The sequence below is a fragment of the Anaerolineales bacterium genome (assembly GCA_019637755.1).
GTDB lineage: Bacteria > Chloroflexota > Anaerolineae > Anaerolineales > UBA11579 > JAMCZK01.
On record JAHBVC010000001.1, the window covers coordinates 853,794 to 871,836 of the forward strand.

Here is an 18,043-nt window from a genome sequence, read left to right on the forward strand (position 1 = left end):
TAAGACCTGCATAGGAACTTTTGAGCGGCCAACAGACGCAAAATATCGGGGGTTATAATCGCGTTTCATGGAGTATTAGCCCCAATATGTTCAAAAACATAGCCAAAATCATTGCTGGTGACCCCAACAAGCAGGTCCTCGAGGCCTACACCAAATCTGTCGAAAAAATTAACGCCATGGAGCCTCAGTTTGAGGCTCTTACTGAGGCGCAGCTCAGCGCCAAGACCGCCGAATTTCGCCAGCGGCTGGCCGCCGGTGAAAGCCTGGATGAGCTGCTGCCCGAGGCCTTCGCCACCGTGCGCGAGGCCAGCAAGCGCACGTTGGGGCTGCGCCCCTACGATGTGCAACTCATGGGCGGCATGGCGCTACACGATGGCCACATTGCCGAAATGCGCACCGGCGAGGGCAAAACCCTGGTGGCCACTCTGCCGCTGTACCTCAACGCGCTGAGCGGCGCCGGGGTGCACCTGATCACCGTCAACGATTACCTGGCGCGCCGCGATGCGCGCTGGATGGGGCCAATCTTCGCCCTGTTGGGCATTCGCATCGGCGTGCTGCAAATGGGCACGCGCACCGATAGCGGCCGCTGGGCCTATCTAGTGGATCTGGAAAAAGAATCCCCTCACGAAGACCAGCACCAACTGCGCCTGGTGGAGCGCAGTGAGGCCTATCAAGCCGATATCACCTATGGCACCAACAGCGAGTTCGGCTTCGATTACCTGCGTGACAACATGCGCATGAGCATGGAAGAGAAGGTGCAGCGCGGCCATAACTACGCCGTGATCGATGAGGTGGATAACGTACTCATCGATGAAGCGCGCACCCCGTTGATCATCTCTGGCCCGGCGCACGATGAGGCCGAGCATTACGTCAAGATGGCCCAGGTGGTCAAGCGCCTCAACCCCGAAGACTACGAAGTCAACGAGAAAGACCGCACCGTCACGCTCACCGAAGTGGGCACCGTGCATCTCGAGCAACTGCTTGGCACGCCGCTGAGCGACCCCGAACGCCCGGAGGACGTCACCCCTGAGCAGGCGCGCAGCATGGGCTTCATCGAGCAAGCCATGCGCGCCCAGTTCCTCTTCAAGCGCAATAAGGATTATTTGGTGCAGGGCGGCCAGGTGGTGATCATTGACGAGCACACCGGGCGCCTGATGCCCGGCCGGCGCTGGTCCGATGGTTTGCACCAGGCGGTCGAGGCCAAAGAAGGCGTAAAGGTGGAGAGTGAGAACGTCACCTACGCCACCATCACCATCCAAAACTATTTCCGCATGTACACCAAGCTGGCCGGGATGACCGGTACGGCCCTCACCGAAGCCGAAGAATTCACCAAGATCTACAACCTGGAAGTGGTGGCTCTGCCGCCGCAGGTGGAATACGCCGCCTCACGCAAGGATTCCGCGCTGCAGGAAGTGGAAAGCAAAGACGAGCAAGGCTATCGCTTCACCTACTTTGCCCGCCGTGACGATGCAGAAAAGATGCCGGTGCTGTGGCGCCGCAAAGATTACCCTGACGTGGTCTACCGCACCGAGGAAGCTAAATTGCGCTCGATCGTGCAGGAGATCATTGGCGTGCATGTCATCGGGCGTCCGATCCTGGTGGGCACCACCTCAGTAGAACGCTCCGACCAGCTTTCCGGCCGCCTGCGCGCCGAGCCGATCCAGCGCCTATTGCAAGCCATGCTGCTGCGCCAAGCCTGGTTGAGAAAGAACAACAAGACCGATGAAGGTTTCGTGATCCCTGAGCTTCAATTCCTGTATGAACCGCTGGAAAAGCTCAACGTGGCCCAGTTGCGCCAGTTTGGGCGCGATCTGAACGTACAGCTCAACCTGCAGAACGAAGAAAACCTGCCGGTGCTGTTGAAGCTGCTGGGCCTGAGCGCCGAAGATGCCCCGCGCCTGGTCAACGTGATCCAGGGCGGCGTGCCGCACCAGGTGCTCAATGCCCGCAAGCACACCGAAGAGAGCCAGATCATCGCCGGCGCGGGCGCCTTCGGCGCGGTGACGATTGCCACCAACATGGCCGGCCGTGGCGTGGATATCAAGCTGGGCGGTGAAATTGCCGAAGAAGTGACCAGCGCCGTGCAGCGCGTGCTGCGCCGCGCCGGGCACAGCCATGCCTACGCGCTCAGCTACGACGAGCAGCGTGCCCTGCTGCTACAGATGCAGCCCGATGATTTTGGCATCTACCGCGCGGAAGTGGAGTACTTCCTCCAATCGGTGGAGGAGATGAGCAAGGTCAAGACGCTCGGCGGCCTGCACGTCATCGGCAGCGAGCGCCACGATGCGCGCCGCATTGACAATCAGCTGCGCGGCCGCGCCGCCCGCCAGGGCGATCCCGGCTCCTCGCGCTTTTATCTCTCCCTGCAAGATGACCTGATGCGCTTGTTTGGCGGCGAGCAGGTGGAAACTGCCATGAAGCGCATGCGCATGGATGATTCCCTGCCGCTGGAGTATGGGCTGGTCAGCCGCATCATTGAGCAGTCGCAAACCCGCGTGGAAGGCGCCAACTTTGACGCGCGCAAGCACCTGCTGGAATACGACGATGTGCTCAACTCGCAGCGTGCTACGGTCTACGCCCAGCGCGATCTGATCATGTCCAAGGATGATCTCACCGACGATGTGCTGCAAATGCTGGAAGAGGAGATCAGCCAGCGGGTGCCTGCCGCCCTAGCGGATAGCGACGGGGCGTGGAAGTTGCTGGCCTGGCTGGAGCAGATCCAGCCTACTCTGATCATCAACAGCATCCCGGTGCCTTCATTCACTTTTCAACTGTTGCTCGACGAGTTGAACAGCAAGGGCCTAACCACCACCGCCGAAGCACAGCAAGCCCTCAACGAGATTGCCCGCCGTGCCCTCGATGCCGAGCGCGACCACCTGCTCAGCAGCCTGGCCGGCCTGGTGGAGACGCACCAGGCGCGCCTGGACCAGCAGCTCGATGAGCGCCTGGAGACGATCGAGACCTTCAAGCAGGGGCTGCGCCTCAACGAAGAGGAAGCCCCGCGCAGCGCTGCCGAGATCAGCGCCGAGTTGAGCAACCTGCTGCACGTACCCCTAAAGCTCGATGGCACCATGCAGAAGTTGCTGCGCGACAACCCCGAAGCCGCCGCCGACCAGATCTACGAACAGGTGGCCAGCAATCTCACTGAGCAAACCGTGCTGCGGGTGCTGGGCGCAGTGGAACGCCGCCTGGAAACCGACCTCGGCCTGAAGGCGGCCGAACTGGCCACGCAGGATTGGCCGCAGATCAGCACCCAACTGGAAGAAACCATTCGCAGCGAGTTCGCCGCCCGCCAGGAACGTCTGATCGGCAGTGGCGATGGCCAAATTGCGCGCGAAGTCGCTCAAATTCTCAGCCAGGGAGACGCCGCACTCAGCGAGCTGAAGCTACTCAGCGCCCTGCTGGCCATGCCGGAAAGCCGCGTGACTAGCTTCGATAAACGCAATCACCAACAGGTGGTGCAACGCCGCCGGCGCCTGAGCCTGGCCTACTATGCCGCCAGCTTTGTGGATGGCTTTAGCGAACAACAAGCCAGTGACCGCATCCTCAGCCACCTCAAAAACGCCCGCCGCGCCACCGAAGCGGTCTGGGGCGAGGGCGCCTGGGACGCGGTGGCTAGCCGCAGCCTGGGCGAGCTGACCCCGCAAGCGGCCGACAGCGTGCGCCGCGCCATCGGCGCTGAGGCTGCCGCCGCGCTGGGCAGCCAGCCACTCAGCACGCTGCCCGCTGAGGCGCGCGTCAAGACCGTAGCCGAGCTCGGCCGCCGCGCCCTGAATGAGAGCTATCGCCAGGTGCTGCTGCGCGTGATCTCCGAACTGTGGGTGGATTACCTCACGCGCATGGAAGCGTTGCGCATCTCAGTTCGCTTGGAAGCCTACGCCCAGCGCGATCCGCTGGTGGAGTACAAGGCGCAAGCCTTCAAGATGTTCCAGACCCTGTTCGCTGATATGCGCAGCAGCTTGGTCAATCGCATGTTCACCTTTGGGCCAGCCGCCGCCCCCAGCCTGGCACGCACGGCGTCACCGGCCGTTGCCGCGGCCGCACCCACCGAAGCCGCACCGGCCACCGAAGCGCCCGGTGACGCCAAAAACAACAAGCGCCGCCGCCGCAAAAAGAAGTAAGGAGCACACCGCATGGCTGAATGGCACCTGATCCCTTCCGGCCGCGTATGGGTAGACCCCGGCGGCCCGTTCGGCCTGGTGCCGCGCGCCCTGTGGGGCCGCACCCAGCAGGCCAACGAGCACGGCCTGGTGCCGATGGACCTCACCTGCATGCTGATCTTCTCAGAGGGCAAGACCATCCTGGTGGATACCGGGTTGGGCGACAAGCTGGACGAGAAGGGCGTGCGCCAGTGGAACCTGGAGTATCCGCAAGGCCGCCTGCTCGAGAACCTGGCCGCCCACGGCGTGCGCCCGCAAGATGTTGACATCGTGCTGGATACCCATTTGCACGGTGATCACTGCAGCGGCAATACCACCCTGATCGACGGCCAGTTGGCCGCCACCTTCCCCAAAGCCGAATACTGGGTGCAGCGCCTCGAATTTGCGGATGCGATGCACACCAACGAGCGCACGCGGGCCACCTACCTACCCGAGAACTATGTGCCACTGTGGGAGCAAGGCAAGCTGCGCCTGCTGCATGGCGATACCCAGGTCACCAAAGAGGTGCGCTGCGTAGTCACCCCTGGGCACACACGTGCCATGCAGTGCATCCTCTACGAAGGCGACCCGCGCCCGCTGCTGTACGTGGCCGACCTGACCAGTTACGCGGTGCACATGGAGCGCCGCGCTTGGGTCACCGCCTACGATGTAGAGCCGCTCGAGACCATTCGCACCAAAGGCTACTGGCAAGACTGGGCGCTGGAAACGCAAGCCACCCTGGTCTTTGAGCACGACACCACCATGCCGGTCGGCACGCTCACTCGCACCAGCGAAGGCAAACTAAAAGTGCTGGCCGCGGCCAGCGCCCCCACGGAGGATTGATGGCTAGCGATTTCTCTCGGCTGCAACGCCCACGTGTATCCATGCCCGCCGATGTGCAGGCTGCCTTGCGCGCTCGCGGCCTGCAAACCGCCTACCTCCAGCGCCCCGCCTACCAACAGAATGACTATCTCGCCTGGATCGGACGGGCAGTGCGGCCAGCTACGCGCCAAAAGCGCCTGGAGCAAATGCTGGATGAGTTGCAGCGCGGCGGGGTGTACATGAAAATGAAATGGAGCCCACGCTAGCTAGGCCCCCCCTAGGTTGGCCCCTATCCCAGCAAACTGTCTTTAGTAGTTAGGTGGCAGGAATGAGCACGTTCAAAATCAAGCGCATCTATGAGAAAGCCCAGGCCAGCGATGGCTATCGCGTCCTGGTGGATCGCCTGTGGCCGCGCGGCGTCAAAAAAGAAGTGGCCGCAGTCGATCTGTGGCTCAAAGACATCGCCCCCTCCGCGGAGCTACGCACCTGGTTCGGCCACGACCCTGAGAAATTTCCCGAATTCAGCCGGCGCTACAAAAGCGAGCTAAAAACCAACCCGGCCCTCAAGAGTTTGCGCCAGCTCGCCAAAGAGCACAAAACGATCACCTTGCTTTACGGCGCTAAAGATACACAGCATAACCAGGCGGTGGTGCTGCAAGCGTATCTAGGCTCATAAGCTCGGCTAAAGCCGCTGGCAATTGGGGCAGTAGTGGGTGCCGCGCTGGCCCACCACCATGCGAGTGATCGGAGTGCCACAACGTGGGCACGGCTCACCAGTTTGCTGGTAGGCCTTGAAGTAATTCTGAAACTGGCCGCCACGATAGACCCAATCGATGCTGGCGCCATTGCGCCGGATGCCTTCGCGCAGCACTTTGCGAATGGCGCGCAACAGCCGCCCGGCGCCCGCCGCATCCACACTCTGGCTAGCCTGCAGTGGGTGCAACTGCGCCGTCCACAACGCCTCATCTACATAGATGTTGCCCAACCCGGCGAGAAACGCCTGATCCAACAGCAGCGGCTTTAGCTGGCGATTGCGCTCGGCCAGCATGCGCTGAAACACCGCTGGCGTCAGGGCCACATCGAACGGCTCAGGGCCAAGCTTGCTCAGCACCACTTCGGGGTCATCCAGCAGCCAAATACGCCCAAATTTGCGGGCATCATCAAAGCTCAACTGCACATCATCATCAAAGAACATTTGCACGCGGGCAAAGCGGCTGAGCGGTGCTTCGCCGCGCCCCAGCAGCAGGTCCCCACTCATGCGCAGGTGCACCAGCAAGCTGCCTTGCGAAAGATCCAGGCGAATGTACTTGCCGCGCCGCCCCACGGCCAGCACCTGGCGCCCGGCGAGCTGCGCCGCAAAGCGGCGCGCACTGGGCGCGGCAATGCTGCGGCTCCAGCTCACCTGGGCGCCGCGGAAACGGCGGCCCAGCACGCTGAGGCCTTCGGGGTGCCCGCTTACCAGCGAGCGCGCAACAGTTTCAACTTCGGGAAGTTCGGGCATGTTTTTAGTTTACAGTTGGCAGTCTACTGATGACAGAGAAAACAGCCACAACTGTAGCGAGTACTATTCATTTTCTTGTGGTTGCTCTTACTGTCGGCTGTAAACCGTAAACTGTCAACTGTACGCTGTAAGCTGTCAACTCTTACTCATTGAACATCTGGCCCACACTCACCCCCTTGTGGGCACGGTCGATCACTTCGCCGAGCAATTCGTTGACCGAGAGGATGGTGAGCTTATCGCCCAGTTTGCGTTTGTCTTCCTCGGCGATCGGCACGGTATCCGTGGTGATGATGCCGGCCAGTGGCTGGCTCGAGAGGCGCTCGATGGCCGGCCCGGAAAGCACCGCGTGCACAAACACCAGATACACATCGCGAGCGCCGGTCTTTTTCAACAACTGAATGGCATTGGAAACCGAACCGGCGGTATCCACCTCATCATCCAGCAGGATCACATCCTTATCCACCACGTCACCCACCACGCTCATCGCCTCGGTACGCGCGTCGTGTGGGGTGCGGCGCTTCTCAATAATTGCCAGCGGCACGTTGATGCGCTCCGCAAAGTTGCGCGCCCGCTTGGCGAAGCCCAGATCCGTGCTCACCACCACCGGGTCTTTCAGCGTCTTGCACAGATCACCGACATGCTTGGAAAGAATGTGGAAGGCGGTGAGCACATCGCCCGGGATGGAGAAGAAGCCCTGGATCTGGCCCGCGTGCAGGTCCAGCGTCATGTAACGATCGGCCCCGGCGATCTGCACCATATCGGCCATCAAGCGCGCCACGATCGGCACGCGCGGCTGGTCCTTCTTGTCGGAGCGCGCGTAGCTCATATACGGGATCACCGCCGTAATGCGCGCCGCCGAATCGAGGCGCAGCGTTTGCAGCATGATCAGCAGCTCCATCCAGTTGCGCTGCACCGGCCGCCCGGTGGATTGGATCACATACACATCCTGGCCTCGCACGCTGCCGTGCAAACGCACCATGATGTTTTCATTGGAGAATTCGATGATGTCGCGCCCGCTGAGCGGAACGTGGAGGTATTCGGCAATTTTCTGCGCCAACTCAGGGTTGCCGCTGCCGGTGAACAACTTGATATCGCCGTACAGGCCTTTGTTGCTGCGTGCCGCCGCGGTCATTGTGCGCCCTCGTTGCGCGCGTCCCATTCGGGGCGCAAAATACTCATGATGAGCACGTCCAAGTACATGCCTTCATTGTACCGCCCCTGGCGCTGGCGGCCTTCATGCACGAAGCCCGCTTTCTCATAGGCGCGGATGCCCGCCAGGTTGCGCTCATACACCTGCAGATACAAGCGGTGCAGGTTCAGGGTTTCAAAACCCACGGCCTGCATCAGTTGCATCGCCTCGGTGCCATAGCCCTGGTTCCAGTGCGCCTTAACGCCGATCATCAGCCCCAGTTCAGCGTTGCGATCCAGCCAGTTGAGATTATGGAAGCTGCAATTGCCGATCGGCAACCAGCCCCCTTCATGCGGAATTTCGATCACCAGCGGCTGCTCGTGCAGCGAGCGGTTGGGCAGTTGTGCGAACCAGCGCTCTTCCTGCGCCATGGAGAGCGGCCAGTCACCGGCCAAGTTGCGGCGCACCTCGCGGTCATTCAGCCAACTGAGAAACAGCGGCAAGTCTTCGCGTTCCACGCCGCGCAGGCGGATACGTTTGCCAAGGATCACAAGCGAACTCCAATCAGGCGAAACCGGGTCAGCTCACATGATACTGCCGAATAGGCGTGCGCACAAAAAATCTATTCGGCCAGCAAGGACTGCAAGGCCTGGCGCGGCGAGAGCTGGCGCGCCACCAGTTGCTCCAGCACGGCGGCGTAAGCGCCCGGCGCCAACTGGCTGCGCCAACGGCTCATTAGGGTGCGCCCCACCAGGTCTTCCAACTGGGTGTGCAAGCGGGCGCGTTCACGCCGCTGCCAATCGCCGCTGGCCTGCAAGTGCGCTTTGTGCTGGGCGAGCGCTGCCAACAGTTCTGGCAGGCCGCTGCCGTCGGTGGCCACCGTGCGCCGGATCGGGATCAGCCAATCGTCTACTGCGGCATCTGCGGGCGCCAGCACTTCTTCTACATGCCCGTGATGTTGCACTAAGTGCTTAGTAGGATGGCCCAGCTTGAGCATGCCCAACAGGGCACGTTCGGCCGCCTCCACACCTGGGCGATCCGCCTTGTTAAGCACGAGAATATCGGCGATCTCCAAAATGCCCGCTTTGATCGCCTGCACATCATCCCCCAGGCCGGGCACATCTACCACCAGCACGGTATGCGCCAGCTTGGCCACTTCCACTTCAGATTGCCCGGCGCCTACGGTCTCGATGAGGATCACATCAAAGCCGGCGGCGTCCAACACCTGCGCCATGCCGGCGGTGGCCGCCGCCAGGCCGCCCAGCGAGCCGCGCGTGGCCATCGAGCGGATGAAGACGCCGCGATCGCCGGAGAGCTCGCGCATGCGCACACGGTCACCCAGCACGGCGCCGCCGGTAAACGGGCTGCTCGGGTCAACGGCAACGATGGCAACTTTTAGCGGTTGGGGCGCCTGGCGATACTGCAGGGCGATTTGATTAACCAGTGAGGATTTGCCGGTGCCCGGCGCACCGGTAATACCGATCAGATGCGCCCGGCCGGTGTGCATGAACAATTGATTGAGCGCGGTTTGGCCGGCGAGGGTATCGTTTTCCACCTCGGTCAACAAGCGCGAGATGGCCAGGCGTTCGCCCTGGAGGACGGCGTCAGTGGCGCTCACGCAGCCTCGTTAGCTGGCCTTAGGGATGAGGCGGCGAATATCGTCAATGATGGCGTGGGTCGGGGAGCCCGGGCCGTAGACGCCATCCACGCCCATTTCTTTGAGCTTGGTTACGTCTTCATCGGGGATGATGCCGCCCACAAAAATACGCACATCGTCTTGACCGTTGGCGCGAATGAGTTCGATGATACGCGGCACCAGGGTGAGGTGCGCACCGGAGAGGATCGAGAGCCCCACTGCGTCCACATCTTCCTGCAGGGTGGCTTCGGCGATCATTTCGGGGGTCTGGCGCAGGCCAGTGTAGATCACTTCCATGCCGGCATCGCGCAAGGCGCGCGCAATCACCTTGGCGCCGCGGTCGTGCCCATCCAGCCCCGGCTTGCCCACCAATACACGAATTTTCTTCTCTTCGGTCATGTATGCTCCCAAGGGGATTATAACCGTGGCTCCTCCAGCAACAAAAACAGCCCCGCAGTGCGGGGCTGTTCGTTGGTAATGGTGGCCAGCTTAGTCAGACGATTGGTCGGTGTAGGACAGCAGCGCCAGGTGGCGGGCACGCTTGATGGCGCGGGCCAGCTTGCGCTGGTTGCGGGCGATCACACCCGTCTGGCGGCGCGGGCGGATCTTGCCCTCGGGGGTCAGGAAGCGCTTGAGCAGATCCACATCCTTGTAGTCGATCTTGAGGTTCTTATCGGCCTCAAACGGATCCACCTTGGGCTTGCGGAAGAAGCGGCCACGACCGCCGCCACTGCGCTCTTCGCTGCTCTCTTCGCCTTCTACTCGGTCTTCACGATTGTCTCGGTATGCCATGCGTACTTCTCTTCCTAAGGATAAATTTCTTTCAACACAGGTTCGTAATTGCAGATGCAACCGCCCGCACGCGAGCAGCCTTCCACCGGCAATACGGGAACTTCAAATTTGTTGTAGACGCCTTGCACCGTCTGAGCCGTGCTGCAATCCTCCGGCCCAGCCACCCGCACCAGCTCCACGCGCTCGTTGGCTTGCAGCCGTGCCAGCGCCTGGCTCTGTTGCTGTTGCTTGTATGCGATGTGCTCGCTTACCGTCATGGCTTCTACCTGGGGGGTTAGCTAACGTCGGCCAGGGTCTTGCCGTTGGAGCGCAAGTAGGCCAGCAAGCCGTGCGCGTCAATGCTGCGCAAATCACGCGTGGTCACGCGCAGCTTCACAAAGCGCTTCAGCTCGGGCACCCAAATGCGGCGCTCCTGCAAGTTCACATCCCAGCGGCGGCGACTGCGCTTCTTGGAGAAAGGCACATTGTTGCCGTAGCTGGGGCCCTTGCCGGTGATGGATGATCGTTTGGACATGAAAAAACTCCTTAGCAGCGGGACATTATACCAATGAAAGGGCAATTTGGAAAATGAGCTGCAGCGCCACCGCCCCGAAAGCCTTAGCGCGCCACTTCCCAGGCCAGGTGCTCCAGTTCGGGGGCAATCAGCTGCTCCCAGGCCAGTTGCACCGCCGCCGGGCTGCCCGGGGTGGAGATAACCACCTTGCCGCGGTAGACTCCGGCAGTGGCGCGTGAAAACATGGCCGCCGCCCCCACCTGCGCATAGCTCAGCATACGAAACAACTCACCAAAACCCGGCAAGGTTTTCTCCAGATTGCGGCTCAGCACATCAAAGGTGGTATCCCGCCGCGAGATGCCCGTGCCGCCATTGAACAGCAGCAGCTGTGCCGGGCCAGCGGCCAGCGCATCCAATACGGCTTGAATCTCGGCTGGCTCGTCAGGCACGATGTGGTAAGCAGCCACCTGATGGCCTAACGCCTCGATCTGTGGGCGCAGGTAGTGCGCGTTGGTATCCGTTTCGGCGCGGCGGCTATCGCTGACGGTGATGATCGCCAGGGCCAGCGGGCCACGCTGGGCGGCCAGTTGGCGATGGGCCTGCGAAGAGTCCGATGGGCTCATGCTCTGATTTTATCGCGGCGCGCCACGCTTCTCGTTTATACTGCCCGGCGATGACGGAGCATTTCCCTGACAATTTCCTATGGGGCGCTGCTACGGCCGCCTTTCAAATCGAAGGCGCCGCCAGCGAAGATGGGCGCGGCGAGAGCATTTGGGATCGCTTCGCGCACACGCCGGGCAAAGTCTTCGGCGGCCACACGGGCGATCGCGCCTGTGACCATTACCATCGCTGGCGCGACGATATCCGCCTGATGCAGCAGTTGGGCTTGCAGGCCTATCGCTTCTCGATTGCCTGGAGCCGCATTCTGCCCGAAGGCTATGGCCGCGTAAACGCCAAGGGGCTGGATTTTTATAGCCGCCTGGTGGATGGCCTGCTCGAAGCCGGCATCCAACCCTATGCCACGCTCTACCATTGGGATCTGCCGCAAGCGCTGCAAGACCGCGGCGGCTGGCCGGCGCGCAGTACTGCCGAAGCCTTTGTAGAATTTGCCGAGCTGGCCAGCCAGCACCTCGGTGACCGCGTGGCTAGTTGGGCTACGCTCAACGAGCCGCAGGTGAGCGCGGATGCTGGCTACTTGCAGGGCCGCCACGCCCCAGGCCACACCAGCGTCGCCGAGCAAGTGGCCACTACACATCATCTCTTGTTAGCTCATGGCCTGGCCGTGCCCGTGCTGCGCCGCAACGCGCCGCAGGCGCAGGTGGGCATCGTGCTCAACCTGCAGCCACACACCGCCGCATCCGCGCGGCCTGAAGACGTGCAGGCGGCACGCATCGGCGATGCTCTGCAGAACCGCCGCTTCCTCGATCCGCTTGCCGGCCGCGGCTACCCTCAAGAATTCGTTGCGCTGGACGAAGAAACCCTGCGCACCGTAGTTCACGCTGGCGATCTGGAAGCGATTGCTGCGCCAGTGGATTTCCTGGGCGTCAATCACTACTTCCGTACTGTGCACCGCAGCGAAAGCACGCCAGCCGAGGCAATCACCGTACCCGTGGGCAGCCACAAAACCGAGATGGGCTGGGAAGTCTATCCCCCGGGCATTGAGGAGATTCTGGTGCGCCTGCACCGCGAGTATCCCTTCCCGGCCTACTACATCACCGAGAACGGTGCCGCCTTCGCCGACGAGGTCAGCGAGGACGGCCACGTGCACGATGCGCCGCGCGTGGAGTATCTGCGCGCCTATCTCCACCACACGCAGCGCGCCATCCAAGCGGGTGTGCCGCTCAAAGGCTACTTCGCCTGGAGCCTGCTGGATAATTTTGAATGGGCCTGGGGCTACAGCCGCCGCTTTGGGTTGATCTACGTAGACTTTGAAACCCAGACGCGTATCATCAAAGATAGCGGGCGCCTGTACACCCAGATCATCAAAGAGAATAAGCTAGCGTGAGCCGTGATTGCAGGATCGCACTCCTGCTCACTGTTCACTCCTCACTATTCACCCTACCAACTGAATACCGCGTGCCACAGCAACTTAACTAAATTCCATAGGCTGGGCTTGGCGTGATAGCGCGTATCCTGGCGAAAATAGCGATAGCTGTGCTTGGCCTGGGCATCATACGGATCCGGGAACGAGACGAATGGAGCGCGCACCACTGACTTCAACGGGCGCTCGAACATCAGCGGGTTGTTTACGAATCCAATGCCCGACTGGATGTCATACCTATCGTGCCCCGGCGGGGCGCCCCACGGGGTGATGCACATGTAGTAGCCCAGCGCGCCCCAATGGTTCACCACCACCGTGCCGTAGTGCAGATCATCCACCGCCTGCTCCACGGCCGCCGCTACCAGCGGGTCTTGCAGGCTCTTGGGGTGCACGATAATCGAGGCGGAGAGGGTGCCCCACAATTGCTGGTTGGCAAATTCCACCGCTTTGGCGATGAACTCCACCGTATCCTGCGCATCCAGCGCGGTTTCCGAAAACAGGCCGATGAAGGGCTCCTCGCAAAAGGCCAGTTGATCCAGATCGGCTGGGTCAAGGCCCGGCACATAGGTCCACGGCAGGTGGCCGGGCGCCGGCTGGCCGAGCTGGCGCGCCGCCGGGTAGGCAGCCAGGAACTTGGCGTGCAGGCGCGCCGCGCCGGGGTAATAGGCTGTCCGCGTCTCCAAGCCATCCAAATAGCTAGCGATGCCCTCGTTGAGCGCTTGGCGCTGCCCCCAGCTCGCATGCTGGATCAGCATGCGCGGCGTGATGCAATTGAAGCCGGCGTTGCGCACTAGCCAGCCGCCGATCTTGGCGGCTTGCTTGCGCACATCGCCGGCGCTCCACGGGCCGGGCACCACGATCACCGGGGAAATGTTGCCGAGTTCCGCGCTGAAGGGTTTGGTCACCAGGGGCTGGCGATTGCGCTTGCGCTGCTGGCCTTGTTCTCCTGGACCGAACACAATCGCCTCGTAGGTACGGTCAGAGCCAGTGAGGTGTAACTCATCGATCTCGGCATGCCCCACCAAGTAAGCGGCCACCTCGGCATCGCCCTCTACTACTTGCATATAGCCCGGCTCCACTAAGGCGCGGAAGCCCTCCTCGATCAACGGAGCCAGGTAGGCATTCACCGGGTTGATCTTGAGCATAACTGCGTGCCCTTCTACGAAGAGCTTGTGCAAAAAGTCATAGTTGACGGTGGAGGCAATGTTGCCGGCGGCCAGCACCAGGCAGGTCTTGGCCGGCGGATCGGTTTGGCGGTAGAAGGCGGCCCGCGGCGGCTCATCACCTTGTAGGCTGTCGTGCACGCGCACCTCAGCCTGGATGAAGGGCATCGCAATGCGGTCAGCCAGGGTCTGCGGGAACACATCCAGGCGCCACTCGCCGGCATGCTTCCAGCACACCTTGCCCGGCAGGCGTGGCTGGCCCACCTGCTGAATATCCACCAGTGCTTTGCGCAGATAGCGCAGCAGGCGGTAGGTGACGGTGAGCGTGAAGGTTTCCTCGCCTTCGGCCAGGCTGTGCGGAGCGGCGCCCTTGGCCGCCAGGCTGGCGGCGATCCAGCGCTCCTCGATGGCAGGCAGCTCGGCGAACAGCCGGTCGATCACGGCGATGCGCTCGGCCACCGCCAACTGCGCCCAGGCCTGCTTGCCGCGCTGCAGGCGTGCCAGCTTGGCATCCAGGGCGGCTTGGTCAGGCAGGGTGCGAGCGGGCGCGTGGGCTTCGGCCATAGTGGCTGCAATTTTACGCCAGGAAACAAAAAAGACGGCCGTTGGCCGTCTTTGTGATCCCGGAAGGACTCGAACCTTCAACCAATTGATTAAGAGTCAACTGCTCTACCATTGAGCTACGGGACCAGAGAGGCGGAATTATACCAAAACTATTTCGCCCGGCGGCCAGGTCGCAAATCCAGCCCGAAGCTATTCCCATAGTAGAATAGAACATACGTTCCCATGGTTGTGCACCTCAACGCCCACTCACATTTCTCGCTGCTGGCCGGTGTGCCAGCGCCCGCCGAGCTAGCCGCCGCGGCCGCCGCCGCCGGGCAGCCCGCCCTGGCCCTCACCGATCACAACCGCTTGAGCGGCGTGGTGGAGTTTGCCGAAGCCTGTGCCAGCTACAACATCCAGCCGCTCTTCGGCCTGCACGTCGTGCTGCCGGGCGGCCTGCCCCTGGTGCTGCTGGCCGAAGACGCGCGCGGGTGGGCCAACCTATGCCGCCTAAGCAGCGCGCTACTACACGAAGAGAATGACGAGCGCCGCCCGTTGTCGTTGGCCGAGCTCCAGCGCAATCACGCCGGGCTGCTGTGCCTGGCGGGCTCACCCGCCGTAGCAGATCCCTTGATGCCCACAGCAGAGCTGACCGCCGTAGCGCAACTGTTCGCCGGGCGCGGCTACCTACAAGCGCCGCCCACGGCGGTGGAGCCCAGCCTGGCCCTGGCGCGCCAGCTGGGGCTGCCCGCCGTGGCCTGCTGGCCGGTCTACTACCTACAGCCCGAACAAGCCGAGCTGCAACGCACCCTGACGGCGATGCGGCTCAACACCCCCCGCCAGCGCCTGCCGGCTGGCGCCACGGCGCCGCCCCAGGCCTGGTTTCCCAGCCCGGCCGAGATGCACGCCGCCTACGCCCAGCACCCCTCCCTGTTGGAGGCTACCCACGCGGTGGCGGCGCGCTGTCACTTCCGCCTCGAGCTTAACCGCCCCAATTACCCTGAACTGCGCTTGCCCGCCGGGCAAACGCCGATCGAAGCGCTGCGCCAGCAAACCCTGCAAGGCGCTGCGCGCTACTACCCGGAGCGCAGCGCGGCCTTCACCGCCCGCATGGAGCACGAACTGGCCAGCATCGAAGCCAGCGGTTACACCAGCTTGTTCCTGATCATGGCCGAGATCGTGGCTTTTGCGCGCCGGGCAGATGTGCCGCTCTCCTCGCGCGGCTCGGCGGCTTCTTCACTGGTGGCGCATTGCCTGGGCATCACAACGCCCGACCCCTTGCGGCTGAACCTGTACTTCGAGCGCTTCCTCAATCCGGCCCGCCCCACCCCGCCGGACATTGACACAGATATCTGCTCCGCGCGCCGCCACGAGATCATTAAACATGTCTACCAGGAGTACGGGCCTACCCGCGTGGCACTGGTAGCCACCATCAACCGCTTCCGGCTGCGCTCCGCTTTGCGCGAAGTGGCCAAGGCGCACGGCCTAAACGCTGAGGAGATCAAGCGTATGGCCGCCCAGTTGCCCCACCGCTGGTGGCAGCCCGGCCAGCCACAAGACGCCGCCGAGCCCTACGCCGAGCTGCACACCCAGTTCACCAGCCCGCGCCAGCAAGCCGTCTTGCAGGAGGCAAGTGCCATTCTGGATATGCCCCACCATCTCTCGCTGCACCCCGGTGGCATCGTCATCGCCACCGGCTCGCTCACTGACAGTGTGCCTGTGCAGCATGCCGCCAGCGGGCGCGCCGTCACCCAGTACGATCTGAGCGGCGTGCAAAAAGTGGGGCTGGTGAAGATGGACCTGTTGGCCACGCGCGGTCTGACCGTGTTGGGTGATGTCGCCCAGCACATTGCCCAGCACCATCCCCACTTTGGCCGTACGCGCCTGGAGGTGCTGGACAACATTCCCGATGGTGACCCGGCCACCGCCGAAACAGTGCGCAATGGGCGCACCATCGGCTGCTTTCAAATCGAAAGCCCCGGCATGCGCGCCACTCTGAAAGAAGTGCAATCCGATACGATCGATAACATTATGGTGGCCCTGGCGCTGTTTCGCCCCGGGCCGCTCACCGGCGGCCTGAAGGATGCCTTCGTGCGCCGCCACCTGGGCCAAGAGCCCGTGCAGCACGTCCACCCCGCGCTCAAGCCATTGTTGGAAGAGACGCACGGCGTATTCCTCTACCAGGAACAAGTGCTGCGCGTGGCCCATGAATTGGCCGGCTTCAGCCTGGCAGACTCTGATCTGCTGCGCCGGGCGATGAGCCATTTTGATCCTGGCAAGCAGATGCAAACCCTCAAAGAGAAGTTCATCGCCGGCGCCGCCCAACGCCACGGCGTGCCTGCCGCACAGGCCCAGCGCATCTGGGACATGATGGCCGCCTTCGCTGGCTACGGTTTCCCCAAGGCGCACGCCGCCTCCTACGCGCTGACCGCCTGGCGCTCGGCCTGGTGCAAGACCCACTTCCCGGCGGAGTTCATGGCGGCAGTGCTGGCCAATTGGGGCGGCTACTATGATCAAAACACCTACCTGCTGGAAGCGCGCCGGCTGGGGCTGCCGCTGCACGCGCCACACATCAACCATTCGCAAGAGCAATTCAGCGTCAGCTACCACGCCGGCCAGCCGCACCTCTACATGGGGCTGGCCCAACTGCGCGAGCTCACCCGCAACACCCAGGCGCGCCTGATCGCCCTGCGCCCCTTCCATTCGCTCAGCGATCTGCTGGTGCGCGCCGCCCCACGCCGCGCCGAGGCGCGCAATCTGATCGAAGCCGGTGCGCTGGAGGGGCTGGGCAGCATTCCCAGCCTGCTCCATGCGCTGGAAAACGGCAGTTGGCTGCCCGGCCAGTTGCCCTTGTTTGATAGCACGCCCAGCGACCAGCCAGATTGGCCCGCGGCGCAAAAAGCTGCCGCCCAACTGCGCCTGCTGGGCGCCAACCTGGCAGCCCACCCGCTCGACGTATACGCCGCGCGCATCCAGCACGCGGGGGCGCTCAGCACGCTGGAGGCACAGGCCCGGCCAAACCAGATCATACGCGTGGCGGGCATGCGCCAAAGCTGGCGGCGGGTACGCACCAGCGCCGGCGGCTATCTATACTTCATGGATCTGGCAGACTTAGAGGGTACGCTGCGCGTGGTCATCCCGGCTGAGGTCTATCGCCAGGGCCGCGCCAGCTTTCAGGGCGAGAGGGTACTTATGGTCGAGGGGCGTTTGGAGCTCGGGCGCGAAGCGGTGGAGCCACTGTTGCGCGCCAGCCGGGTGACGCATTTCGCCGGCTAGGCGATGCGCGCCATGGCGGTGAATACCAACACCAGCGCGCCGAGCGCCAGGTTGAGCGCGATCAGACGCTGGAAGCGGCGCAGCAGCGCCGCCTCCTGGCGGTCGCTGCGCCCCTGGGCGCGCTGCAAAGCCGCCCGGCTCAACGCCGGGGTGACGCTCCAGGTCAGGTAGCCGGATACCGCCAGCATGCCAAAGAAGGCAATGTGCTTAAGGCAAATCGCCACGGCCCACGGATTGGATAGCGTGAGGAAGCCTTCATAGTTGGCGTTGCCATCCATCTGCAGCAGGCCAGTGAAGGTAAGCAAACCCAGGCTAAACCAGCCCAACGGGTCAAGGCGGCGATTGAGCGCATCTGCCCAGGTGGCAAATTGTTTCGGTTTGAGGGTGCGGCGCATGCTGGGCAGCACGAACAGCGCCAGCGCCGCCAGGCCGCCCAGCCAGGCCACCGTGGCCAGCATGTGCAGCCAAAAAGAGAGTAGCAATGCCCAGGGAGGGATGCTCATGCCGG

17 protein-coding genes and 1 tRNA gene are annotated in these 18,043 nt (G+C 62.8%); 6 read left to right on the top strand and 12 right to left on the bottom strand.

Annotated elements, in window-relative coordinates:
* The first annotated feature begins 86 nt into the window (after window positions 1-86).
* The 4 genes from KF821_04265 to KF821_04280 all read left to right on the top strand — a co-directional run bounded on the left by KF821_04265 (window position 87) and on the right by KF821_04280 (window position 5,637).
* On the top strand, window positions 87-4,121 hold the full coding sequence (locus tag KF821_04265; protein MBX3005027.1) for a hypothetical protein: 4,035 nt from the start codon (window positions 87-89) through the stop codon (window positions 4,119-4,121).
* Window positions 4,122-4,133: 12 nt separating this feature from the next.
* Window positions 4,134-4,982, top strand: coding sequence for an MBL fold metallo-hydrolase (locus tag KF821_04270; GenBank protein ID MBX3005028.1), 849 nt, complete (start codon window positions 4,134-4,136; stop codon window positions 4,980-4,982).
* Window positions 4,982-5,227: a YdeI/OmpD-associated family protein gene (locus KF821_04275; protein ID MBX3005029.1), complete on the top strand. Its 246-nt coding sequence runs from the start codon at window positions 4,982-4,984 to the stop codon at window positions 5,225-5,227. The genes KF821_04270 and KF821_04275 overlap by 1 nt, the downstream gene beginning before the upstream one ends.
* A gap of 62 nt (window positions 5,228-5,289) precedes the next feature.
* The gene (locus KF821_04280; GenBank protein ID MBX3005030.1) at window positions 5,290-5,637 is read left to right on the top strand and encodes a DUF488 domain-containing protein; all 348 of its coding nucleotides are present in this window, start codon (window positions 5,290-5,292) and stop codon (window positions 5,635-5,637) included.
* A 6-nt stretch (window positions 5,638-5,643) separates the two neighbouring features.
* On the opposite strand, the gene mutM is transcribed toward KF821_04280, so the two are convergent.
* The 9 genes from mutM to KF821_04325 form a co-directional block, all read right to left on the bottom strand.
* Window positions 5,644-6,462 carry a bifunctional DNA-formamidopyrimidine glycosylase/DNA-(apurinic or apyrimidinic site) lyase gene (gene mutM, locus KF821_04285; protein MBX3005031.1) on the bottom strand — a complete coding sequence of 273 codons (819 nt, stop codon included), beginning with the start codon at window positions 6,460-6,462 and terminating at the stop codon, window positions 5,644-5,646.
* A 142-nt stretch (window positions 6,463-6,604) separates the two neighbouring features.
* Complete coding sequence (locus tag KF821_04290) at window positions 6,605-7,564, bottom strand: ribose-phosphate diphosphokinase (GenBank protein MBX3005032.1); 960 nt, start codon at window positions 7,562-7,564, stop codon at window positions 6,605-6,607.
* 26 nt (window positions 7,565-7,590) lie between these two features.
* A complete protein-coding gene (locus KF821_04295) occupies window positions 7,591-8,142 on the bottom strand; it encodes a GNAT family N-acetyltransferase (protein ID MBX3005033.1) in 552 nt (183 codons plus the stop codon).
* 71 nt (window positions 8,143-8,213) lie between these two features.
* On the bottom strand, window positions 8,214-9,209 hold the full coding sequence (gene meaB / locus KF821_04300; protein ID MBX3005034.1) for a methylmalonyl Co-A mutase-associated GTPase MeaB: 996 nt from the start codon (window positions 9,207-9,209) through the stop codon (window positions 8,214-8,216).
* A 9-nt stretch (window positions 9,210-9,218) separates the two neighbouring features.
* A complete protein-coding gene (locus KF821_04305) occupies window positions 9,219-9,626 on the bottom strand; it encodes a cobalamin B12-binding domain-containing protein (GenBank protein MBX3005035.1) in 408 nt (135 codons plus the stop codon).
* Between the two features lie 90 nt (window positions 9,627-9,716).
* Complete coding sequence (gene rpsR, locus KF821_04310; protein MBX3005036.1) at window positions 9,717-10,019, bottom strand: 30S ribosomal protein S18; 303 nt, start codon at window positions 10,017-10,019, stop codon at window positions 9,717-9,719.
* 14 nt (window positions 10,020-10,033) lie between these two features.
* Window positions 10,034-10,276, bottom strand: a complete 243-nt coding sequence (locus KF821_04315; GenBank protein ID MBX3005037.1) for a hypothetical protein — start codon at window positions 10,274-10,276, stop codon at window positions 10,034-10,036.
* A 17-nt stretch (window positions 10,277-10,293) separates the two neighbouring features.
* Window positions 10,294-10,533 carry a 50S ribosomal protein L28 gene (rpmB, locus tag KF821_04320; protein ID MBX3005038.1) on the bottom strand — a complete coding sequence of 80 codons (240 nt, stop codon included), beginning with the start codon at window positions 10,531-10,533 and terminating at the stop codon, window positions 10,294-10,296.
* Between the two features lie 83 nt (window positions 10,534-10,616).
* On the bottom strand, window positions 10,617-11,135 hold the full coding sequence (locus tag KF821_04325) for a molybdenum cofactor biosynthesis protein MoaB (protein MBX3005039.1): 519 nt from the start codon (window positions 11,133-11,135) through the stop codon (window positions 10,617-10,619).
* 50 nt (window positions 11,136-11,185) lie between these two features.
* Here KF821_04325 and KF821_04330 point away from each other — a divergent pair, with 50 nt between their 5' ends.
* A complete protein-coding gene (locus KF821_04330; GenBank protein ID MBX3005040.1) occupies window positions 11,186-12,517 on the top strand; it encodes a beta-glucosidase in 1,332 nt (443 codons plus the stop codon).
* A 53-nt stretch (window positions 12,518-12,570) separates the two neighbouring features.
* Here the strand turns inward: KF821_04330 and KF821_04335 are convergent, their stop codons facing one another.
* Both KF821_04335 and KF821_04340 read right to left on the bottom strand, forming a co-directional pair.
* Window positions 12,571-14,280, bottom strand: a complete 1,710-nt coding sequence (locus tag KF821_04335; protein ID MBX3005041.1) for an aldehyde dehydrogenase — start codon at window positions 14,278-14,280, stop codon at window positions 12,571-12,573.
* Window positions 14,281-14,334: 54 nt separating this feature from the next.
* Window positions 14,335-14,406: transfer RNA gene (locus KF821_04340), tRNA-Lys, on the bottom strand.
* A 96-nt stretch (window positions 14,407-14,502) separates the two neighbouring features.
* On the opposite strand from KF821_04340, the gene KF821_04345 reads away from it, so the two are divergent.
* Window positions 14,503-17,535: a DNA polymerase III subunit alpha gene (locus KF821_04345; GenBank protein MBX3005042.1), complete on the top strand. Its 3,033-nt coding sequence runs from the start codon at window positions 14,503-14,505 to the stop codon at window positions 17,533-17,535.
* Here the strand turns inward: KF821_04345 and KF821_04350 are convergent.
* Complete coding sequence (locus tag KF821_04350) at window positions 17,532-18,038, bottom strand: CopD family protein (GenBank protein ID MBX3005043.1); 507 nt, start codon at window positions 18,036-18,038, stop codon at window positions 17,532-17,534. The two genes, KF821_04345 and KF821_04350, sit on opposite strands and share 4 nt — an antisense overlap.
* Window positions 18,039-18,043: the final 5 nt, after the last annotated feature.